The organism is Vibrio sp. 10N.247.311.47 (assembly GCF_041467535.1).
GTDB classification, from domain to species: domain Bacteria; phylum Pseudomonadota; class Gammaproteobacteria; order Enterobacterales; family Vibrionaceae; genus Vibrio; species Vibrio crassostreae_C.
This window is the reverse complement of sequence record NZ_JBFSUR010000003.1, coordinates 173,199-194,812: the sequence shown is the minus strand read 5'-3', so window position 1 is coordinate 194,812 and position 21,614 is coordinate 173,199. Positions and strand designations below refer to the sequence as shown.

Annotated in this window: 17 protein-coding genes; 8 read left to right on the top strand and 9 right to left on the bottom strand. The window is 44.2% G+C overall.

The window, feature by feature from the left end:
- Positions 1 to 134: 134 nt before the first annotated feature.
- Positions 135 to 776: an outer membrane beta-barrel protein gene (locus AB6E51_RS03610; RefSeq protein WP_102333202.1), complete on the top strand. Its 642-nt coding sequence runs from the start codon at positions 135 to 137 to the stop codon at positions 774 to 776.
- A 124-nt stretch (positions 777 to 900) separates the two neighbouring features.
- Here AB6E51_RS03610 and AB6E51_RS03605 read toward each other — a convergent pair whose 3' ends face one another.
- The 3 genes from AB6E51_RS03605 to AB6E51_RS03595 form a co-directional block, all read right to left on the bottom strand.
- On the bottom strand, positions 901 to 2,091 hold the full coding sequence (locus AB6E51_RS03605; RefSeq protein WP_017065416.1) for an amino acid aminotransferase: 1,191 nt from the start codon (positions 2,089 to 2,091) through the stop codon (positions 901 to 903).
- 202 nt (positions 2,092 to 2,293) lie between these two features.
- Positions 2,294 to 3,835: an HD-GYP domain-containing protein gene (locus tag AB6E51_RS03600; RefSeq protein ID WP_372058520.1), complete on the bottom strand. Its 1,542-nt coding sequence runs from the start codon at positions 3,833 to 3,835 to the stop codon at positions 2,294 to 2,296.
- A gap of 249 nt (positions 3,836 to 4,084) precedes the next feature.
- Positions 4,085 to 4,384 (bottom strand): hypothetical protein, encoded by a 300-nt coding sequence (locus AB6E51_RS03595; protein ID WP_017060414.1) that lies wholly within the window; start codon positions 4,382 to 4,384, stop codon positions 4,085 to 4,087.
- Positions 4,385 to 4,602: 218 nt separating this feature from the next.
- On the opposite strand from AB6E51_RS03595, the gene AB6E51_RS03590 reads away from it, so the two are divergent.
- Together AB6E51_RS03590 and AB6E51_RS03585 are read left to right on the top strand one after the other, a co-directional pair.
- Positions 4,603 to 6,006, top strand: coding sequence for a PLP-dependent aminotransferase family protein (locus tag AB6E51_RS03590; RefSeq protein ID WP_372058518.1), 1,404 nt, complete (start codon positions 4,603 to 4,605; stop codon positions 6,004 to 6,006).
- 127 nt (positions 6,007 to 6,133) lie between these two features.
- Positions 6,134 to 6,340, top strand: a complete 207-nt coding sequence (locus AB6E51_RS03585) for a hypothetical protein (RefSeq protein WP_004734707.1) — start codon at positions 6,134 to 6,136, stop codon at positions 6,338 to 6,340.
- Between the two features lie 133 nt (positions 6,341 to 6,473).
- Here AB6E51_RS03585 and asnS read toward each other — a convergent pair whose 3' ends face one another.
- Entirely contained in the window at positions 6,474 to 7,874 is a 1,401-nt protein-coding gene (asnS, locus tag AB6E51_RS03580) for an asparagine--tRNA ligase (protein ID WP_017060416.1), read from the bottom strand.
- Between the two features lie 557 nt (positions 7,875 to 8,431).
- On the opposite strand from asnS, the gene AB6E51_RS03575 reads away from it, so the two are divergent.
- Complete coding sequence (locus tag AB6E51_RS03575) at positions 8,432 to 9,922, top strand: SulP family inorganic anion transporter (protein WP_372058517.1); 1,491 nt, start codon at positions 8,432 to 8,434, stop codon at positions 9,920 to 9,922.
- A gap of 94 nt (positions 9,923 to 10,016) precedes the next feature.
- Here AB6E51_RS03575 and AB6E51_RS03570 read toward each other — a convergent pair whose 3' ends face one another.
- Complete coding sequence (locus AB6E51_RS03570) at positions 10,017 to 11,639, bottom strand: methyl-accepting chemotaxis protein (protein ID WP_017068771.1); 1,623 nt, start codon at positions 11,637 to 11,639, stop codon at positions 10,017 to 10,019.
- 501 nt (positions 11,640 to 12,140) lie between these two features.
- Here AB6E51_RS03570 and AB6E51_RS03565 point away from each other — a divergent pair.
- A complete protein-coding gene (locus AB6E51_RS03565) occupies positions 12,141 to 12,338 on the top strand; it encodes a hypothetical protein (RefSeq protein ID WP_048611631.1) in 198 nt (65 codons plus the stop codon).
- A gap of 81 nt (positions 12,339 to 12,419) precedes the next feature.
- Entirely contained in the window at positions 12,420 to 13,562 is a 1,143-nt protein-coding gene (locus AB6E51_RS03560) for an amino acid permease (RefSeq protein WP_017060419.1), read from the top strand.
- Between the two features lie 119 nt (positions 13,563 to 13,681).
- On the opposite strand, the gene AB6E51_RS03555 is transcribed toward AB6E51_RS03560, so the two are convergent.
- The 3 genes from AB6E51_RS03555 to AB6E51_RS03545 all read right to left on the bottom strand — a co-directional run bounded on the left by AB6E51_RS03555 (position 13,682) and on the right by AB6E51_RS03545 (position 17,326).
- The gene (locus tag AB6E51_RS03555; RefSeq protein WP_017060420.1) at positions 13,682 to 15,043 is read right to left on the bottom strand and encodes an L-serine ammonia-lyase; all 1,362 of its coding nucleotides are present in this window, start codon (positions 15,041 to 15,043) and stop codon (positions 13,682 to 13,684) included.
- 120 nt (positions 15,044 to 15,163) lie between these two features.
- Positions 15,164 to 16,417: an aromatic amino acid transport family protein gene (locus AB6E51_RS03550; RefSeq protein WP_102320452.1), complete on the bottom strand. Its 1,254-nt coding sequence runs from the start codon at positions 16,415 to 16,417 to the stop codon at positions 15,164 to 15,166.
- Between the two features lie 309 nt (positions 16,418 to 16,726).
- Entirely contained in the window at positions 16,727 to 17,326 is a 600-nt protein-coding gene (locus AB6E51_RS03545; protein WP_372058516.1) for a CoA pyrophosphatase, read from the bottom strand.
- Positions 17,327 to 17,629: 303 nt separating this feature from the next.
- Between AB6E51_RS03545 and AB6E51_RS03540 the strand changes: the two genes are divergently transcribed.
- Both AB6E51_RS03540 and AB6E51_RS03535 read left to right on the top strand, forming a co-directional pair.
- Positions 17,630 to 18,172, top strand: a complete 543-nt coding sequence (locus AB6E51_RS03540) for a heme NO-binding domain-containing protein (RefSeq protein ID WP_065584176.1) — start codon at positions 17,630 to 17,632, stop codon at positions 18,170 to 18,172.
- A 1-nt stretch (position 18,173) separates the two neighbouring features.
- A complete protein-coding gene (locus tag AB6E51_RS03535) occupies positions 18,174 to 19,892 on the top strand; it encodes an ATP-binding protein (RefSeq protein ID WP_102428579.1) in 1,719 nt (572 codons plus the stop codon).
- A 162-nt stretch (positions 19,893 to 20,054) separates the two neighbouring features.
- Here AB6E51_RS03535 and pabB read toward each other — a convergent pair whose 3' ends face one another.
- The gene (gene pabB / locus AB6E51_RS03530) at positions 20,055 to 21,434 is read right to left on the bottom strand and encodes an aminodeoxychorismate synthase component I (protein WP_017065426.1); all 1,380 of its coding nucleotides are present in this window, start codon (positions 21,432 to 21,434) and stop codon (positions 20,055 to 20,057) included.
- Positions 21,435 to 21,614: the final 180 nt, after the last annotated feature.

Sequence of the window (21,614 nt, the reverse complement as noted above, 5' to 3'; positions counted from 1 at the left end):
TTTGTATGATTTCATGGTACAACATTTGATAATATTTTGCCGTCACAAATCAATCTGTGAGCTAAAACCTTTTTAAAGTCTTATGGATAGACTAACCTTTCAATTAATGGAGTGACAGTTTAAGGATGATAGGAATGTCGAAGTGGAAGCTTAGTTTTGTATCTGCGGTTTTTATGTTTTCTCCAAGTTTGTGGGCGGACACTAACGCGGTGGATATTTTAGATTACGACCATATTTATGCCACGGCGCATTCGGGCAGTTTAAATGAAGATGCAGGCAGTAATAACAATGCCTCGTCTTATGGATTAGGCGTCAGTTACGCGATGACGGATGATTGGTTGCTGCTGGGAGACTACAGCGCACGCTTCATTCACCCTGATGACACCACAACTCGAATTGATACGCTGATGCCAGGTGTTGGTTACCGTTACAGCATTAAGAAAGATTTAGATATAGTGGCTTACTACCTGCTTGGTATCACGAAAGGTAAGGTTGAAGATAATGACACCAACCGAACTGAATCTTCAGACACCGAGTTCATCCAAGGGGTAAAAGCTGAGCTTAACTATGGATTTGCGAAACGTTGGATAGCTAACGGGAGTGTGCAAGTGAATCGAAGTGACCTGTTTGATGAACAGATCTATCACTTAGGTTTACGTTATCTAGTGACCAACAAGTTTGCGATTGGTGGGTCATACCAACATCGAGATGGTGAAGGTAAAATTCGTAGCGAACGTACTAACGAGCTAGGTGTGGAATTTTTCCTAGAGTATTAGCCAGTAACGAAAAGGCTACATGCCCTAATAGCTCTTATATACAAAGAGGCAGACACAAAAAAGCCAGCTTGATTGCTGGCTTTTGCATATCTATTGGTCTGCAAATAAAGGTTTCGCTTTTCGATTAAAGAACCGCAGCGATACCTTTACATAGAGGACCCATGTTTGACTTAGTCATACCAGCAACACTGATACGGCCAGAACCAACAATGTAGATTGCGAATTCGTCTTTTAGGCGAGTTACTTGCTCTTTGCTTAGGCCAGAGAAAGAGAACATGCCGTTTTGACGTTCGATGAATGTGAAGTCTGCATCAACACCTTCTGATTTCAGTGTTGTTACAAATAGCTCGCGCATCTCTTGGATACGGTCACGCATTTCTGCTACTTCTGCTTCCCATTCAGCACGTAGATCAGCATCACCAAGGATGTGAGTAACGACAGCACTGCCGTGGGCTGGTGGGTTAGAGTAGATAGAGCGGATAATGCTCTTAACTTGAGAGAATGCTGTCGTTGCTACGTCTGCTGATTCAGCAACCAGAGTGAATGCACCAACACGCTCGTTGTACAAGCCGAAGTTCTTAGAGAACGAGCTAGCAACAAGGATCTCTTTGTTGTATTGAGCAAAAATACGTAGGCCAGCAGCATCTTCTTCAACGCCTTTTGCAAAACCTTGGTAAGCAAAATCGAATAGAGGAAGCAGTTTCTTCTCAGCAACCAGTTTAGCAAGAACTTCCCACTCTTCAGTTGTTGGGTCGATACCTGTTGGGTTGTGACAGCAGCCGTGAAGAAGAACGATATCGCCTTCAGAAGCTTTCTCTAGGTCAGCAACCATGCCAGCGAAGTCTTTGTCTTTAGTTTCAGCGTTGTAGTAGCTGTATTGAGCAGTTTCGATACCCGCAGCTGCGAAAACGCCGTTGTGGTTAGCCCAAGTTGGGTTACTGATCCAGATTTTCACTTCGCCCAGTTGGCGCTTGATGAATTCACCCGCTACGCGAAGTGCACCTGTACCACCTGGAGCTTGTGCTGTTTTAGCGCGTTGAGATGCAACGATCTCTGCGTCTGAACCGAAAAGAAGTTTCTGAACCGCTAGACCGTATTCAGCTGTACCTTCAATCGTTAGGTAAGATTTGGTTTTTTCGTTTTCAAGAAGTGCAGCTTCTGCTTTCTTTACTGTTTTAAGTACTGGTGTTTGACCATCTTCATTTTTGTAGATGCCAACGCCAAGGTTGATTTTCTCTGCACGAGAGTCTTTTTTAAACTCTTCAGTAAGGCCGAGGATAGGATCGGCGGGAGCAGCTAACACTTTTTCAAACATAATCTTCATCCATGTCAATTGAGAGGGGATAGTATCTATGGGTAGTTATACCTGTATGGAATTTTTAAGACAATACGAAGTGAACAGAAAGACCAAAAAAAATCCATTTCAATCAGATTTATTGACTAAAGAGGATATTTGATAACAAAACACCCTACGGATTAACCTATAGGGTGCAAGAAGTTAGTGGATTTTGAATAGATTACGCTGGTTGAGCAATAAAGCTTTCGCGCTCGAGTTCACTCGCTACATTTTTGCCATCTTTGTAGGTCGCAGCAATTGAAACAAACGCTTGTTCGACGACCAGAAAAGCTTGGACAACTTGCGGATCAAAATGCGTCCCATTGCCCTCTAAGATGATCTGTTTAGCTTGTTCATGAGTAAAGGGTGGCTTGTAGACTCGCTTCGAGATGAGCGCATCATAAACATCAGCTAATGCCATTAAACGGCCAGATAACGGGATATCTTCACCAGACAACTGATTAGGATAACCACTGCCATTCCATTTCTCGTGGTGAGTCAGAGATATCTCCTTTGCGACTCTTAAGAAAGAGCTACTTCCCAACTGCTTTTCTGCAATAGATAACGCTTCAGCCCCAATCGCGGGGTGACCTTTCATTATCTCAAACTCTTCGTCCGTCAATTTGCCCGGCTTCAATAACACACTATCAGGAACACCTACTTTGCCCACGTCGTGCAAAGGCGCAGATTTGTAGAGCAACTCGATGTAGTTTGGTGTTAACAAGCTTGAGTGGGTTTCTGATTTGCTGAGCTCTTGTGCGAGCACCTTGACGTACTCTTGAGTTCTTAGGATATGTGCGCCCGTTTCATTGTCTCGAGATTCAGCCAATGCCGATAAGCTCACAATGGCCACGTCACGTGTGGTTTTGACTTCGTTTTGCGCGGTTTCAAGGCTATCAAGCATGGTATTGGTCATAGATGCCATTGAGCCAAGCTCGTTGTAGCCGAAAATAGGTAAGCGAACGCCTTGCTCGCCATTGGTGACTTTGTTTAATGCGTGCTCTTGGCTTAGGAGAATACGCTTAATTAGCTTGCTCCAAAGCGTCATGATGGTTATCGCGTAGCCACCCAGTACCACAGCCAAATAAATAAACTCTTTGATCACGCTGATCTTGCCGGTGCCATCCAATAAGCGGTCAGGGTTATGTTCTAACCAGAAGATGTCTTTGACAGCAATCATCGTCAACATAGTCGTCAGTGTTACCAGAAGCACGATAACCAAGCCTATCATCTGCTTGACCAGTGAACTTCTTTCACCAACCAGTTGGAAGTCGAATTGTCCAGTCGTCTCCATTTTATCCATTTGGCTGAGCTTGGCATTCAATTGAAGAATGGTTCCGGTATAGAAGCCGAATAGACTCATGCCAAACAGCACCTTCAAATTACTATCTATGGTGAATTCATAGCTTAAGTTGTAGTAGAGCGCGAAAGGCACACTTGCAGCAAAAAATAGCAGGGTATCGAGTTGCGCGAATCGGCCTTGCTTGACCAAGGTATGTTGCGCCAATGGGTAACGACGTGCGAGCCATAATAAGATAAACACAATACTGACTTGTGTGAAAATCTCTAACGTCGTTAAGCTATCGAGCATAGGGCACACCCGACTGCCATAGGTGCCAAACAGCACGCCAGCAATGACGTATAACTTAGTCGTTAGCGATTGATTGTAATTTGAAGTATCCATCGGTAAGCCTTTGTTCTCATTCTTATTAGATTTACGCATTCATTGATTCACGACTTTAGAATTGCGAATGATTAGCATAAGTGACGTGAATAAGACCGGAAATTCTATCGATAGCTTTCGTGGATTGATACAAGAAACTGGTTTGTGTTAGAGATTTGTTAGCTAGGTGGGGGTTATTGCAGCATTTTTATGAAGATACTTGAATAGCCTCGGTCGAGGTTCGAGGCTATTCAGTCTGTGTACTGGTTAGAATCGCGAGTGATTGAGTTTGCTATCTACTTTACCCCGTTACTTTTTGAGATTGATTTCAGCTTCGATTGAGCCGGTTTCAATCTCAGGGTGAGACGCTAGTTTGTCTGCAGCCCATTGGTTGATGTGTTTCAGAATAGCAGACACCGCGTGTTTTTCCGTTGGTGCTTGGTCTTGTTCGACATCGATCTTTTGCTTTGGATGTGAGCCTGTCGCATCTTCAGCAATATGGAGCCAATCTGGGTGCCAGTAATATGGCTGACCGCTCGGTGTTGTCCAACTGTGAACACCGTTTGACTCTCCTTTATAACTTAATTGGTCTGCTTCTATTTTTTTCATTGTTATCTCGCATGTTTTTGGGTTACATCAAATTATTGAGGTAGAAAGCCAACTTAGCTCCTACCTTGGGTACAAACTTAGCAAAGCTTACAAAGTTATCTGTGAACCAATTCACACTATTGTGGAAATTAGGTGCGATCATATGGATAGCAGCAATAGTTGTTGGCGTAAGTGATAAAATCACCGGCTCACAGAATTTCTCTAGGTAGTACAATTAGATGGCGCGTTATGAAGAGCTTGCAAAGGATATTCGAACTCAGATAGCCAACAATACGTGGCGATCCGGAGAGAAGATCCCTTCGGTACGCATGAGTTGTCGAAATTACAACGTCAGCAATAGTACTGTCTTACAAGCCTACCAGTTGCTAGAAAGCGAAGGGTGGATCATCGCTAAACCTCAGTCGGGCTACTTTGTAGCGCCAAGGCTGGACGGCGTTGACTACGCACAGCCACTCGTTAGTGAAAAGAAAGCCATTAATGACCGCTTATTTGATTTCTTGAAGTCGAGTTCAGCCGAAGGTGTGATTCCTTTCGGCTCTGCATTCCCAGATCCCGACCTTTTCCCGTTACCTACCTTGACTCGAAACCTTGCCAGCGCGGGTAGGAAGATGACTGGCGCGAGTGTGATAAATAATTTACCACCGGGCAGTGAGTCCTTGAGAAGGCAAATCGCACAGCGTTATCTGCAGCAAGGGATCACGGTTAATCATCAAGACATCGTGATTACGTCGGGTGCTATGGAGGCGCTCAACTTGAGCCTGCAAACGGTCACCAAGTCGGGTGATAACGTCGTGATTGAGTCTCCCGCATTCTATGGTGCTCTGCAGGCTGTCGAGAGGCTCGGGCTTAACCCGATCGAAGTGGACGTTTGCCCAATCAATGGGTTGAATATAGAGCAGTTTGAAAACGCGCTACAAAACCAAGATGTTAAAGCGTGTTGGCTGATGACGACTTTTCAAAACCCAACGGGAACCAGTTTGTCGGAACAGGCAAAGCGCCGTGTGGTAGAGATTGCAGAACAGCATGGAACCTACATTATTGAAGATGACGTGTATGGCGATCTTTATTACGAAGGGCATAAGCCGAAGCCACTAAAGGCCTTCGATAAGACCGATTCCGTCTTGCTTTGTGGGTCGTATTCAAAAAGTTTGTGTCCTGGTTATCGAGTAGGGTGGGTTGTGAACACGCGTTTTAACGACGCGATTCAAAAGTTACATCTTCTTTCTACGTTATCGAGTAGCGCTCCTGTTCAACTTGGTGTCGCTCATTTCTTAACGCATGAAAGCTACGACAATCACCTTCGTAAACTGCGTAAAAACCTTGTCGTCAGGAAAGAGCGATTTATCGATGTCATTAAGCAGTACTTTCCGCATTCAATAGAGATTGAAGAGCCGGCTGGTGGTTACTTGATATGGATTCGCTTTTCTGAAAAATTCGACAGCCAACAGTTTCATCAACTGGCTATCGAACAAGGTATTAGCGTTGCATCTGGCGATCTGTTTAGTGAGCATGGCAGAGTGGATAACGCGATACGATTGAACTTCTCTTATGAACTGACAGAAGAGAAAGAACAGGCGCTCATCTGGCTTGGCAAACTGGCACATCAACTTACGCACTCGTAAAACCTTAAGTCCCTCATAAAAAAGACAATCATTCCAACTGTACGGGTTGTTTGTGGGGTAACTGTACGCCTAATTGACCAAAGAGTTGTGATTCAATAACGGTAGACCAAATATTGGAGATACCGTTATGTTGAAAATGACTATGGGAAATGAAGTTAAGCTGATTATTGTCGCTATTGTGTGTGCGCTTCTGCTTATTCTCGGCCACGTACTGCTGGCAAAAGCATTCGCTGATATGGCGTGGGCGGAATACACCACTGCCGCGATCCCATTCGTTATGATGGCAATTTGCGGTCTTGCAATAAAATACGCTATCGACCAAGATGTGGATTAGCTTTTGAAATAATGAGTCTCAGATAGTGGCACGCAGAAGCATCTGGACTCGTTTTATTCCGAACATAAAAAAACCTCCGCAAGTGCGGAGGTTTTTGTTTGTTCTTAACTTTTAATATCGAATAGGTTTCGAATTAGAAGTTTGCAGAGCGTGGTGTACGTGGGAATGGAATCACGTCACGAACGTTACCCATACCTGTTACGTAAGATACTAGACGCTCGAAACCAAGACCGAAACCAGCGTGTGGCACTGTACCGTATTTACGTAGGTCGCGGTACCAGCTCATGTGCTCAGGGTCGATACCCATAGCAATCATACGCTCGTCTAGAATGTCTAGACGCTCTTCACGTTGTGCACCACCGATGATTTCACCGATGCCTGGTGCAAGTACGTCCATTGCTGCAACTGTTTTGCCGTCGTCGTTTAAGCGCATGTAGAAAGCTTTGATGTCTTTCGGGTAGTTCTTAACGATAACAGGTGCTTTGAAGTGCTCTTCAGCTAGGTAACGCTCATGCTCAGAAGACATGTCGATGCCCCACTCAACGTCAAACTCAAATTTCTTACCAGAGTCTAGTAGGATTTGGATTGCGTCAGTGTAGTCAACTTGTGCGAAGTCAGCGTCAACGAATTGCTCTAGACGAGTAATTGCTTGCTTGTCGATGCGAGAAGCGAAGAATTCAAGGTCGTCGCGGCGCTCTTCAAGAACAGCAGCGAAAACGTACTTAAGCATGTCTTCAGCCAGTTTCGCTACATCGTTAAGGTCTGCAAACGCAACTTCAGGCTCAACCATCCAGAACTCAGCTAGGTGGCGGCTTGTGTTTGAGTTTTCAGCACGGAACGTAGGACCGAACGTGTAAACCTTGCTTAGTGCACAAGCATAAGCTTCAGCATTAAGTTGGCCAGATACTGTTAGGAACGTCTCTTTACCGAAAAAATCTTCGTTGAAGTCTACGTCGCCTTTTTCAGTGCGTGGTAGGTTTTCCATGTCTAGCGTAGAAACACGGAACATTTCACCAGCGCCTTCTGCATCAGATGCAGTAATAAGCGGAGCAGAAGTCCAGAAGAAACCTTGCTCGTGGTAGAAACGGTGAATCGCTTGAGATAGACAGTTACGTACACGTGCTACTGCGCCAATCACGTTTGTACGTGGACGTAGGTGAGCAACTTCACGAAGGTACTCGATAGAGTGACGCGTCTTAGCCATTGGGTAAGTGTCAGCGTCTTCAACCCAGCCTACAACTTTAACGTCAGTTGCTGCTAGTTCGAAGTCTTGACCTTTCGCAGGAGACTCAACAATCTTACCCGTTACTTCAACAGAGCAGCCAGTTGTTAGCTTTAATACTTCGTTTTCGTAATTATTAAGATTATTAGGAACCACGGCCTGAATCGGGTCGAAACAAGAGCCGTCATAAATGGCAAGGAAAGAGATTCCAGCTTTGGAATCACGACGTGAACGGATCCAGCCGCGAACAGTTACTTCACTGTCTACCGCTAGCTTGCCGCCAAGTACGTCTGTTACAGGCGCGTAAGTCATGTTGATTTCATTCTCCATTGAGGGACAAATTCAACTCAAAGTCTCTGGCATTGCTGCAAATAAATATACATTTGCACAATAATTAGCCGAAACATTAAGTTGTATAAACTTTTTAAATCGATTGAACATATTACCTGTCATACCGACAGCTTCAACCTTTATTCTTGCTTGGAGAAAGAAATATTGTGTCTACTGACGATAAATAGGTTTGAGGGTGTGTTTTTTGTTCGATCTTAGCGTCAGCCTTACCTTTCACCCTATGTGAGCTGCTGAACGAGCATGGCGTAATCGAAACCTTTGTTTTCAATAATGGCAGTGTGATTGTGTTGAGACTCACTCTATATTGGCGCGGATTCAGTCATTTTGGACTTGATCACCTTCTTAATTTCCCACTAAAGTACAAGAGGAGTTTAATATCTACGTGTTAATTACGCCGCCTTAACCCCTGCATTCTCTCTACACCCGCACTTTTCGAGCGCTCGCTCATTCAAGAAAAACAGTCGATCAAATTATGTCTCAACAAGGCAGGACTGGCTGTACAAGTAAAAGAGAATTACATGCTTAATTATTTAAAAAAACACTGGTTATCAAACGTTAAAGGAGATTCATTATCTGGGATTGTGGTTGCACTCGCATTGATCCCTGAAGCCATCGCATTTTCAATTATTGCAGGCGTTGACCCTAAAGTAGGGCTCTATGCCTCGTTCTGTATTTGTGTCGTCACTGCTTTGGTTGGCAGTCGTCCGGGAATGATTTCCGGTGCAACAGGCGCTATGGCGCTACTAATGGTCACTTTAGTGAGAGAGCACGGACTAGAATATCTACTCGCCGCTTCATTTCTAGCTGGCGTCATTCAGATCGCAGCTGGTTATCTCAAGCTTGGTAACCTGATGAATTTCGTTTCCAAATCGGTGATTACTGGATTTGTTAACGCGCTCGCCATTCTAATTTTCATGGCCCAACTTCCTGAATTAATCAACGTCCCTTCAAGCGTTTACGTGTTAGTCGCTTTGGGTTTGGCGATCATTTATCTGCTTCCTTATTTCCCCAAGTTTGGTCGCGCAATACCTTCTCCACTGGTCGCGATTGTTACCCTGACAATCATTAGTTTGCTCTTCGGCTTAGATGTGAGAACGATTGGCGATATGGGCAAGCTTCCCGATTCACTGCCTGTGTTCTTGATTCCTAATATTCCATTCACGTTTGAGACGCTTGCAACCATCCTGCCATATTCGATTGCTCTGTCTCTGGTTGGCTTGTTGGAATCCTTGATGACAGCGACCATAGTCGATGACCTGACTGATACTGAAAGCAATAAAAACAATGAGTGTAAAGGGCAGGGCGTTGCGAACATCGTGGCTTCCCTTTTTGGTGGAATGGCGGGCTGCGCAATGATCGGTCAGTCGATCATTAACATCAAATCAGGTGGCTTAACCCGATTGTCCAGCATGATCGCTGGGGTTGTTTTGTTGCTAATGGTGGTGTTTGTTTCTGATTGGTTGAAGCTTATACCGATGGCGGCTTTAGTGTCTGTGATGATCATGGTTTCTATCGGCACATTCTCATGGCGTTCCATTGTTGAGCTTAAAGATCACACACTGCCAACCAATGTAACCATGCTAGCAACCGTGGCGGTGGTGGTGTTTACTCATAATTTAGCAATAGGTGTTGCGGTTGGCGTGGTGCTGTCGGCTCTGTTTTATGCACATGCCAGCAAATCCATGGTGTTTATATCCGATGAAGTCGTGACAAACGAAATGCACACCATTCACCGAGTAAAAGGCCATGTCTTCTTTGCTTCGTCAGATGCGTTTGTCGACTTATTTGATTATGACAACGCGACCTCTTTAGTGACCATCGATATATCGGATGCGTCATTCTTAGATAATACCTCGGTCGAGGCGCTTGATAAGGTTGTGTTCAACTTCCGTAAAAAAGGGGCTTACGTTGAAGTGTCAGGAATGGATAGCGTGAGTGCGAACCTGATAGTCAAACACGCGATGTATCACAAGCATAAAGACTTAACCGCGGTTTCCATTACGCACTAATCTTGTTTTACGGTTCTTTTAAAGCCTGAAAGCCTGAATTAGACGTTGCTATGAAGATAAAGCGCTCATTGTTGAGCGCTTTTTTGTTGGCGATCTACGACTTCTTCTTTGTACTCGACAAAGTAAACTGATTAATCAGCGATTCAAGATGATCAGATAGCTCTTCTAAGTCATTGCTGATGTTGCGAGTTTCAGCCGCGGATTGCGATGTGTTGTTGGCGTGAGAGGTGATGGTTTCAACCTTTTGTTGAACATCTTGAGTCGCTTGTGTGGTGGATTGCGTTTGCTGCTGAATATTCTGTGCGTGAGCCAGCACCTGTTTCATCTCTTCGACCACACCATTCATTTCAATTGAAAGTGCGTCGATATCGGTTGAGCTTTGATGGGCTTGTTCGCAAACGCGATCGGCAGAAGTCAGCGACTCTTCGCTGCCTTGCTGGAACTGATGAATGATTGACTCAATACTGCCTGTTGCTTCAGCGGTTCGTGATGCAAGATGGCGAACTTCATCAGCCACCACCGCAAACCCACGACCTTGTTCTCCCGCACGTGCCGCTTCAATTGCTGCATTCAAGGCCAGAAGATTGGTTTGGTCAGCAATGCCACGAATCACACTCAATATTGAAGAGACCTCTCCGGTTTGCTCATTGAGTGTCAGTATTTTGTGTTTCACTTCTTCTATGCTGCTAACGAGGTTTTTTATCTCACTGCTTGCGTCGTGTGCTTGGTTGGCACTCTTACATGCCACATCTGCGGTGTGATTAATAAGCTCTGAAGCCGTTAAAGTCGCTTGTTCTACATTGACTTGCTGTGCCTGTATTCCTTCGACATTATGTTGCACTTCGGCGGTTTCGCTTTGCTGGTCACTGGCGGCTTGCTCGGTAATTTGCGCGACACTAGTCAGTTGGTTGGCAGACGCATTCAGTTTGTGCGAGGTGTTTTGTACCTTTTCTAAGCTGTCGGATACGGTTCCCATGAACGAGTTGATGGAGTTAGCCAGCGTGCCAATCTCATCCTTGCTTTGTTCCGGCAGGCGAGTGGATAGGTTTTTATCGTTGCTGACTTGGGTCATAAAGCGAGAAGTCTGTTGCAGCGGGCGCACGATAATCTTACGAATTAATCCCATCGTAAGGACAAATCCGGCAAACGAGATCACTGCCATAATGCCAATAGCAGCCATGGTTTGAGTGTTAATCAGCGAGTTAACATGGTTAAGGTTATATTCGAGACGAATCGCACCCAAGACTTCACCTTCTGGTGCCATATGACAGGCGACACAATTGGTTCCTCGGTAATCTTCACTCGACTTCATTGGCAGAGCAATAACCAAGCCTTTGCCCCAATCAGCAGAAAAAGGTTCGATAACGGTTTCGCCCGCTAGCGCTCGTTTATCAATATCGTCAACCGGTGTTTGGTTGTCATTACCTGGGCCATATAACTTGCTGACAGCGTCGGCGCGTAAAACACGAACGTCTTCAATGCCTTCTTGAGCCAGTGCTTTCTGACGAAGGGTCTCTTTTTGTGCCATGGTGCCGGTGAGCATCATCATATTGAGGCTATCGAAGTAGTTACTTGCTTTGTCGTGAAGCTGCTCACTTAACACTGAGTTTACAAGTTGCTTTTGTTGCGAATATTGGAAATAGGTCGATATTGCCAGCAAAAAGGTGAACACGATGGCGAGGGCCACTAGGATTTTAAAGGTGATTGTTGAGCGCATAAGGTGTTTGTTTTTATTAATTATAATGACGCAAATACTGTACTAGTAAGAATTCCTACCACCTATGGGGTATAACGAATTGTGTGACCACACTCCGGTTGTGGTTATGTTTCTGTGATGTAGCGAGTTTGTGTTGTGTCTGATGTTGAAATGGAACGCGCTTCAAGCTCCTCGCTGTTCTTAAAACAGACTGTTGTTTTGGGAAAATTGAAGTGCAGCATCGAGTTTTGATTGTGCTGATAATTAGAAAAGCCTAGGTTGTTAATTAGCTCGATGTATTTGTCCGCTTGTCTTTTATCAATAAAGACTATTGTTTTAGACGACTTAGTGGTCAATTTATATCCAAGTGGTTGTTTTGTTCAATTTAATAGCAAAAATTGTGGTTATAGCGTTGTGTTTCGAGGCTCATTCGATAAGATGAAAAGACCTCTATGATAGAGGTAGGGCAGCAACGGATACGCTGCTTCAAATACTATGGAATGTGACTTATTGGACACATACATGAAATTCAAGATTACATCACCGATTATTGAACCTACGGAAGGTTCACCACATCAGTTAATGCTTACTCACGCTTCTCGTTTTACCTCTTTTAAGACAAGCTCCCCTTTGAACGCCCTGTTCGACAACGTCTCTGCACGCTTCTTTACCGCTTATCGCTCCTATTGTTATTCGTTTTATAACTTTATTTCTATCTGAACTCCTTTGTCATCCGCTCGATGAACGAAGACTCACATCTATAAAAACTAAACAAATAAGTTAAAAACAATGAATATTAAAATGATGGGTAGCTCCCTAATTATCGCTGGTACCGCTCTCGGTGCTGGTATGCTTGCGATCCCAATGGTATTAGCTCAATTCGGATTGCTTTACGGCACACTGCTTATGGTACTGATCTGTTTCGGTACGACTTACGCAGCATTACTACTTCTAGAAGCGACCATCAAAGCGGGTGGCGGTCTAGGATTAAACTCTATTGCCCGAAAAACCTTGGGTAAACAAGGTCAGTTGCTTACCAACGGCTTGCTATACGCGTTGTTGATTTGCCTATTAATGGCTTACATTCTGGGCGCAGGTGACTTGCTGAGTAAGTTACTGTCTAACTTTGGCGTCGAAATTACCGCGACTACCAGCCAAACCGTGTTTACCTTGCTTGCTGGCGCAGTAGTCGCAAGTGGTACTGGTGTGATTGATAAGCTCAATCGAGCATTGTTCTTCGTGATGCTTGCTAGTTTGTTTGCAACCATGGCCTTCTTAGCGCCGAGCATGACTCAAGAAAACTTGATGCAGGTAACCAGCCATGACCACGTTGACCTAATCAAAACCAGTGCCATCCTGTTTACGAGCTTTGGCTTTATGGTGGTGATTCCAACCTTGGTTTCTTACAACCACGAAGCGACAGACAAACAGCTGCGTAACATGGTGATCATCGGTTCTCTGATCCCATTAGTGTGTTACTTGTGTTGGTTGTTTGCGGTAGTGGGCAACTTGAGTGAAGAGCAATTCAGAAGCTTTGAGAACGTATCAGATTTGATGGCGGCGTTTGAGGCTCAGTCTCCTTGGGTGGGTAACGTTCTGTCTACCTTCACGGGCTTGGCGTTGTTGACCTCTTTCTTTGGTGTGGCGATGGCGTTGTTCAACCAGAACAAAGACATGTTCAACCAAAATACAGCGGTAACGTACTGCATTAGCTTTATCTTGCCGTTGGCTGGTTCATTGCTTGCGGCAGACAAGTTCCTACAAGTACTGAATTACGCAGGTATCATCTTGGTGTTCCTAGCGGTGTTTGTTCCTCTGGTTATGGTCCACAAACAGCGTTTCATGAAAGTTGCTGATGACCGATACCGAGCAGAAGGTGGCAGCGCAATGATGTTGTTCTCACTGCTGTTTGGTTGTTTCCTGCTTATCTCGCAAGTGATTTAACAAAACAATTTGGTCGGTTGAATCAATCAGTCACCAAGCTTTAGCTCCAAAAGCTTCAGATACAAAAAAGGAACGCCGCGGCGTTCCTTTTTTATTATCGGTTTATTAATTCAGAATGATTAACAAACAACCTTAACAGCCAAACCACCTTGAGATGTCTCACGGTATTTAGCGTTCATGTCTTTACCTGTTTCTAGCATTGTTTCGATAACTTTATCTAGAGAAACAGTAGGAGCAGAAGAGCGACGAAGCGCCATACGAGTCGAGTTGATTGCTTTAACTGCAGCAATACCGTTACGCTCGATACATGGTACTTGTACTTGGCCAGCAACTGGGTCACATGTTAGACCTAGGTTGTGCTCCATGCCGATTTCTGCAGCCATACATACTTGCTCAGGGCTACCACCCATAAGCTCAGCAAGACCAGCAGCAGCCATAGAGCATGCCACACCAACTTCACCCTGACAGCCAACTTCAGCACCAGAGATTGAAGCGTTACGCTTGTAAAGACCACCGATCGCGCCAGAAGCTGCGAAGTAACGGATGTAATCTTTCTCTGTCACTGTTTGGATGAACTTATCGTAGTAAGCCAATACAGCAGGGATGATGCCACATGCGCCGTTTGTTGGTGCCGTTACTACACGGCCGCCAGCTGCATTTTCTTCGTTTACTGCGAAAGCAAACATGTTTACCCAGTCAACAACCGACATTGGATCATTGGTTGTTTTTTCTGAAGTCATTAGCTGTTGGCGAAGTGCTGCTGCACGGCGAGGAACACGTAGTGGACCAGGCAGGATACCTTCAGTATTCATACCGCGATCCATACACTCACGCATAGTTTTCCAGATGTTAGCGAAGTAAGTGCGAGACTCTTCGTCTGAGTGGAACGCTGCTTGGTTTTTCATAACCAGTGTACTGATAGAAAGACCGCTTTCTTTGCACTGATTAACCAGCTCTTCAGCTGTTGTGAATTCGTAAGGTGCTTTGATTGGGTTTTCTTCTTCTTTGCCGAAGTTCTCTTCGTCAACGATGAAACCGCCACCAATTGAGTAGTACGTTTTTGAGTATGCAACTTCGTCACCAACCCATGCATGAATGCTCATGCCGTTCTCGTGTAGAGAAAGGTTGCTAGTGTGGAAGTTCATACCGCCATCGCGTGGGAACGATACTGTATGACAGTGCATGCCAACAGGAAGGCGCTCAGTTTCTTCTACGCGAGCAATGAAGCCAGCAATAGAATCGATATCAACACGCTCAGGAGTATTGCCAGCAAGACCCATGATGATTGCGATATCTGTGTGGTGACCTTTCCCTGTCAGTGATAGTGATCCATATACGTCCACGGTGATTTTAGTGATGTCGCGCAATTTTCCCATTGAACGTAGGTCATCAATAAATTCTTTACCCGCTTTCATTGGTCCAACTGTGTGTGAGCTCGATGGACCAACACCGATTTTATAGATATCAAATACACTAATCATAGCGATTACCTCAAAAAGAGAGCCTCCCAAGGGGAGTAGGGAGGCTCATTTATTATCATTATATTTTTTGTCTAATCTCGTGATATAAGATGGATGCCATCTTATAAAAAGGGCTTGAGATTAAAGAGCGCCGTAGATTACAGAACTAATAGCCGCTAGACCACATAAAGCTGTAAAGATTTGTACAGGTGCTGAAGTTTTGTACTTAGCCATTGCTGGTACTTTTTGCATCGCGAATACAGGCATTAGGAACAGGATAGCTGCAATCATTGGAGCACCCATTGTTTCAATCATACCTAGGATACTTGGGTTAACTACCGCAACAATCCAAGTAGTAACAACGATGAACGCTAGAGATGCTTTTTCGATAGTGCTTACTGAAGAACCAGAGCGAGACTTGATTAGACCAACAAGACCTTCGTGAGCACCTAGGAAGTGACCGAAGTAGCTAGAAGTAATCGCTGCGAACGCTACTAGAGGACCCATGTAAGAGATAAGTGGAGACTCATGTACGTTTGCTAGGTAAGAAAGAACAGAGATGTTCTGTGCTTGTGCTGTTGCTAGTTGCTCTGGAGATAGAGAAAGAACTACAGAGAATACGAAGAACATTACAAAACCCATCAGCATCATTGCTGCGCCGCCAGTGATCGCGTCAGTTTTCTTAACTGCGTCATCACCGTATACACGACGTTGCTCTTTAGAGAACTGTGAAATGATTGGGCTGTGGTTGAAAGAGAACACGATGATTGGAATAGCAAGCCAGATAATAGAAGGCATTGTTGACCATTCTGGGCTTACGTCCATCATTGAAGTGTTCCAATCAGGAACTAGGTAAAAAGATAGCGCTAGTAGGATGAATACTAGTGGGTAAACCATTGCTGAAGTTGCTTTAAGCATCAGCTCTTTACCGAATACAACACCTGCTGTCATAGCAAGGATAAGTGCACCAGAAAGAAGAGGACGTGGAATAGATTCCATACCCATTTGGTTTACTAGGAAAGAATCAACTGTGTTTGTGATACCAACACCGTAGATAAGAACGATCGGGTAGATAGCGAAGAAGTAAGCAAAAGTAATAATGTTTGCGCCAGTCTTACCGAAGTGCTCTTCAACTGTGTCTGTAATATCAGCTTCAGGGTTTTTAGCAGACAGTACGAAACGAGCTAGAGATTTGTGTGCGAACCAAGTCATTGGTGCCGCAATTAGAGCTAGGATAACTAATGGCCAAAAACCACCCGCACCAGCTTTGATTGGAAGGAATAGTACGCCAGCACCAACTGCTGTACCGAATAGTGATAAACACCAGGTAAAATCTTTATAGTTAAACTTGCTTGAATCTTTAACGGCATTTGCCGAAGAAGTTGTTGTGTTCATGTTAAATTACTCATTTTTTGGGAACAGGAAATAAGTCGGGGCTAATTCTGCAGAATTTTCTTCTGCAAAAAATAGATCTAAATCATGTAATGAAACGGCGTGTCACATGATATGCGAAAAACGGATTTTTGATCACGAAAATAGCGTGCCACAGGTGATTTATGTTTATGCTTGGTATTACTTTTATTTATGCGAAAGGCGGGGTTGTATAGATTTATACCAGGGAAACGTTTGCGTAAAATTGCATTAATAAATCTGTTCCATAGAAAGTCTGGATTTTGTTAACAGAGATTAAACAAAACGTAGTTTCTATGTAATTCGTTGCACTACATGTTGCTGCAGTGATTGGATGATTTGCGCCGTAACGCCCCAAATTAGGTGCTCTTGGAAGGGCATCGCAAAAACACGATGCTTGATTTGTTTAAAGTTAACAGTGTGGCTGTGTAACTTGGCTTGGTCTAAAACATAGGTAGCGGGCACCTCAAAAATTGAGGCAACTTCGTTCTCATCAATGATGGCTTCATAGTCAGGATCGACCATGGCAACAATCGGCGTCACAGAAAATTTACTAATAGTACTCAATGTAGGTAATTGCCCAACAATTTTAACTTGATCCGATCGAATTCCCACCTCCTCATGGAGCTCTCTGAGTGCAGTGAATTGCATAGAAGGGTCAGAAAGTTCGTGTTTACCACCAGGAAAGCTGACTTGGCCGGGGTGATGCTTTAAATGAGCCGCTCTTTTAGTAAAAATGACATGTAAACCATCTTCTCTTTCAACTAAACCTACCACCACTGCCGCTTTACGTAATTGCTCGCCACTGATGTGCGAAACACGCTCTACTGACTCTGGGTGATAGCCAACGGTAGGGTTAAGTTGGAATTGCTGAAGGAAGTTTTCTTTATTCATATCAAGCCAATATATTGATTATTATGATTTTAATTATAGACATAACCGTGGGTTGATTACCAATATTGAGTTTTTCTTCATTCACTTTCCCTCTTTTAGTTATTAATTGGGCGTCATGAGGGGCTGTTTACCGATGAATCTCCTCAAAATGACGATTTTTGCTATATTCAATATGTGCATACAGGCGAGTAAGCGTTATCGATGTCATAAAATTGGGTGACGAAACGTAGATTTTTTGTTTAAGAATTTGATAACAATAACTTAGTGGACCATTCTAAAAAGAAATAGAAGAAAAGGTATGAGATGAAAGGAATCATATTCACCGAATTTTTAGAGCTTGTTGAAGACAAGTTTGGGCTAGAGCTTTTGGAAGAAGTTCTAGAAATGTCAGAAGATGAAGGAATCTATACGTCGGTCGGCAGTTACGACCACAAAGACCTTGTCAGGTTGATTATCAACTTGAGTAAGAAAACCGATATTGATGCGGCAAGCTTGCAACGCGTGTTTGGGCAGTCTGTATTTAAGAACTTACTGGCCTCATTACCGAATAAAGCGAGCCTTGCTCACAGCAATACCACCTTTCAATTTATTCAGCACGTAGAGCGTTACATTCATGTTGAAGTGAAGAAGCTCTATCCAGATGCTGAGCCACCTGAATTCAGTTTTATCACCACGAACGAAGCACAACTTGTTTTTGACTACAAAAGCGCAAGGTGTATGTCTCATGTTTGCTTAGGGCTTATTGAAGGATGTGCTGAATACCACGGTGAATCTATCGCGGTGGAGATGACGCCACAAAATGATGACCAAAGCGTGGTTAGGTTTAATCTCAAAGTAGAAAAGTAATATGGATCTGGCATCTGCCCTAGAGAAGAAGCTTAAGCGTCAAATCGCGGCAAGGAAAGCGGCTGAAGGATTGTTGGAACAGAAGAGCCTCGAACTGTTCGAGGCTAACCAACAGCTTGAGCTTGCTTTGCGTCAGTTAGAAAAGCGCTCCAACGCGAATATACGCCGCATTGAATTCCAAGAACAAATCGACAACCTGTTGATTGATTTTGGGCGCGCGTTTCTAAGAAATGATCTCGATGATGTCATGCTATCTGAACTAACGACCAACGTGACTAACAGTTACTTAATCGAAGCCAGTCGTTTGATTCTACCTCCCAAGCTCATCCCTCAGTTACAGACCTATGATTATGGCGATGAGACTGTCGAGGTGTTAGAGCAAGACATTCAAGAACCTCATTGGCAAGACAACCTACTGACCGTGCCCTTAGAGGTTGAAAAAGTCATAGTTGGTGCGTTAATCGTCAGAGTCAGGTTGTTAGACCAAGACTACGAGTTTATCCAAAGCCAACTGTTGTTGGTCACGGACCTTATCTGCAGTGCCTTAACCCATCAACTAGCAATCAACCGAAATATTGAATCACGTAAACGAGCGGAAGAGTCCGAAAGGGCAACGCGTGACTTTGTGGCCATGATTAATCATGAGTTAAGAACTCCACTTAATGGCTTACTAGGCAGTGCCGAGTTGATCAGTGATACCGAACTGAATAGCTCTCAGCGTGAGATAGTGAACAACCTGAGCCAATCTGGAGAGTTTCTCCGAACCATCATTAATGATCTATTGGATTACAGCAAAATTAACGCAGGGATGTTAGAGCTTATTCCAAAGAAATTTGCCCTACGTGATTTGAGAAACACGATTGAAAGCATCTTCGTCAATCGAGCAATTGAGAAGCAGCTCGAATTCAATATCAGTGTTACGTCAAACGTTCCCTCCCATTTCCAAGGCGATTTAGAGCGCATCACACAACTGTTTGTGAACTTAATAGGTAATGCGATTAAATTTACAGAAGAAGGGCATGTGAATGTTGATATTGAGTGGGACAAAAACCAATTTGTTTTCTCTGTAGAAGATACCGGAGTCGGAATCGCTGAATCGGCGCATAAGACGCTGTTTGAACCTTTTACGCAGGCAGATAACTCAAGTAGTCGGAACTATGAGGGTACAGGACTTGGGTTAGCGATTTGTCGCAAACTGGTGGCTCTGATGAATGGTGATATTGGGGTGACCAGTGTCGTTGGTTCAGGCACGACGTTTACCATCTCGATTCCTCTTCAAGTTGTCGATGTTCCGGCAGAGAGTGATAGTGTCGCCAAGGGCTTTGAGTATGAGGCGGAATTGTCACTACTTAAAGTGCTGGTGGTTGATGATATTAAGATGAACCAGATCATCATCCAACAGATGCTTCGTAAACATGAGATTGAACCAGCTATCGCAAGCAATGGTGTCGAAGGGTTTGAGCTCGCGTCAGACAACGAATACGACATTGTATTCATGGATTGCAGAATGCCTGTTATGGACGGGTTTGAAGCAACAGAGAAGCTAAGAGAGAAGGGTTACGTTAAATCTATTGTGGCACTGACCGCCGGAACGACATTGGAAGAACGCGAACGTTGTATTCAGTGTGGAATGGATGACATTTTGAGTAAGCCTTACACCGCCAACGATCTGAAAGAGATGCTCAAGAAGTGGGGTGTCTCAGCGGTGAAGGTCGCTTAAACACGCGAATAAAGCGTTGTGAGTTATGTACTCTAACTTACAGACTAAAAAACCGAAGTGATCTTACGATCCTTCGGTTTCTTTTTATATCGAACTTTTGCTAGCCGTTAAGCTACGGAACTCGTCATTAAGTCGCGGAACTCGCAGTTAATGACACTAGGTTTAGCAATCTTCAAGTACCGGTAGAATTCGACTCAGCTTATCCAGTGTTTCTTGGTATTCAGAAGCACAATCACTATCAAATACCACACCACCGCCAGCCCAAGCATAAAGCGTGTTGTTCTCGGCGACTAATGTACGAATGGTAATACTGGTATCCATTCTGCCATTTCGGCTGATGTAGCCAATACTGCCGCAGTACGCTGAACGTCGATGCGGTTCTAACTCTTCAATGATCTGCATCGCGCGAACTTTTGGTGCGCCAGTAATCGAGCCTCCAGGGAAACAGGCTCTCAGAAGGTCAGTTGCAGAGTATTGGTCATCAAGGTCCGCTCGTATCGTGCTCACTAAGTGGTGCACGGCAGGGAAGCTTTCAATATCGAAGAGCTTTGGTACATGCACTGTGCCCGGTTTTGCTACTCGGCCAATGTCATTACGAAGTAGGTCGACGATCATCAAGTTTTCCGCCTGATCTTTATCGGCGCTTGCTAGGTCTTGCGCGTTGGCATTATCAATCATCGGGTCCTCAGAACGAGGTCGTGTGCCTTTGATTGGCTTGGTTTCAATGACGTTGTCTTTGAGTTCTAAGAAACGCTCTGGCGAAACACTGATGATTGCGCAGTCGGCCAAACGGATAAAACCCGAAAAGGGCGCTGAGTTGTACTGTTCTAACTTGTCATAAGCCAGCCATTCACTACCTTGGTATTGGGCATTGAAGCGCTGAGCTAAGTTAATCTGATAGCAGTCCCCGGATAACAGGTACTCTTGAACACTATCGAACTTAGTGGCGTAGCTCTCTTCGCTCATATTGGATTGCCACGGTGTGGTTAACCCAAAGGGCGCATGTGATAGGTGTGATTGAGCCATCTGCTGCATTAGCCAATCATGATGTTCATCGATATTGCTACCGACAATACACGCCGTTTTCAATTGGTGGTCAACGATAACAGCCCATTCATACAAGCCAACTGCCATGTCAGGTGCTTCAATATCACGCTTTGCGAGTGATGGAAGTGTCTCGACTCTGCGCCCTAAATCATAGCTAAAATAGCCTAAAGCGCCGCCAACGAATGGCAACTGAGTGTGCTCTTTAGTCGCAGGCAATAATTGTTGCTGATATTGGTCGAGTAGTTCGAAAGGATCAGAGTCTGAAACCTCGCACGTCTCATTAACATTAACGGTCGTTTCTGCACCGATTGTCTCGAAGGTGGCGATGGGTTGAGCAACTAAAATATCGTATCGACTATCAACGTGGCTTTCTGAAGCGGAGCGTAATAGCATTGCCCACGGCAGGTTTTCAATATGGGAAAACAGCTGTTTAGCTAAAGTTGATTGATATTCAAGCGGCTTGATTTGGATAGAGCGAAATTCGTTGTTATTCATTTGTTTAATTTGTGACAAAGAGTTCGATCACTGCATGGCGTGTGAGAGGAAGCAAGAGTATCATAAATTGAAAATAAAATGGGTTCTTGATTAGAACGGAGTAATCCAAGTGGTTTAGTTTAAAGCTATGCAAGCGATTGCTAAAGCAACTAAATACAGCTCAACACAATAAAAAGCTAA

Bases quoted from the DNA above. Each gene is read 5' to 3' on its own strand.
- AB6E51_RS03585 (WP_004734707.1), top strand. From the start codon at position 6,134: ATGTTGAAAATGACTATGGGAAATGAAGTTAAGCTGATTATTGTCGCT.
- AB6E51_RS03535 (WP_102428579.1), top strand. From the start codon at position 18,174: ATGGATCTGGCATCTGCCCTAGAGAAGAAGCTTAAGCGTCAAATCGCG.
- AB6E51_RS03595 (WP_017060414.1), bottom strand. From the start codon at position 4,384: ATGAAAAAAATAGAAGCAGACCAATTAAGTTATAAAGGAGAGTCAAAC.
- AB6E51_RS03565 (WP_048611631.1), top strand. From the start codon at position 12,141: ATGAAATTCAAGATTACATCACCGATTATTGAACCTACGGAAGGTTCA.
- AB6E51_RS03560 (WP_017060419.1), top strand. From the start codon at position 12,420: ATGATGGGTAGCTCCCTAATTATCGCTGGTACCGCTCTCGGTGCTGGT.
- AB6E51_RS03605 (WP_017065416.1), bottom strand. From the start codon at position 2,091: ATGTTTGAAAAAGTGTTAGCTGCTCCCGCCGATCCTATCCTCGGCCTT.
- asnS (WP_017060416.1), bottom strand. From the start codon at position 7,874: ATGACTTACGCGCCTGTAACAGACGTACTTGGCGGCAAGCTAGCGGTA.
- pabB (WP_017065426.1), bottom strand. From the start codon at position 21,434: ATGAATAACAACGAATTTCGCTCTATCCAAATCAAGCCGCTTGAATAT.
- AB6E51_RS03600 (WP_372058520.1), bottom strand. From the start codon at position 3,835: ATGCGTAAATCTAATAAGAATGAGAACAAAGGCTTACCGATGGATACT.
- AB6E51_RS03550 (WP_102320452.1), bottom strand. From the start codon at position 16,417: ATGAACACAACAACTTCTTCGGCAAATGCCGTTAAAGATTCAAGCAAG.
- AB6E51_RS03610 (WP_102333202.1), top strand. From the start codon at position 135: ATGTCGAAGTGGAAGCTTAGTTTTGTATCTGCGGTTTTTATGTTTTCT.
- AB6E51_RS03590 (WP_372058518.1), top strand. From the start codon at position 4,603: ATGGCGCGTTATGAAGAGCTTGCAAAGGATATTCGAACTCAGATAGCC.
- AB6E51_RS03540 (WP_065584176.1), top strand. From the start codon at position 17,630: ATGAAAGGAATCATATTCACCGAATTTTTAGAGCTTGTTGAAGACAAG.
- AB6E51_RS03555 (WP_017060420.1), bottom strand. From the start codon at position 15,043: ATGATTAGTGTATTTGATATCTATAAAATCGGTGTTGGTCCATCGAGC.
- AB6E51_RS03575 (WP_372058517.1), top strand. From the start codon at position 8,432: ATGCTTAATTATTTAAAAAAACACTGGTTATCAAACGTTAAAGGAGAT.
- AB6E51_RS03545 (WP_372058516.1), bottom strand. From the start codon at position 17,326: ATGAATAAAGAAAACTTCCTTCAGCAATTCCAACTTAACCCTACCGTT.
- AB6E51_RS03570 (WP_017068771.1), bottom strand. From the start codon at position 11,639: ATGCGCTCAACAATCACCTTTAAAATCCTAGTGGCCCTCGCCATCGTG.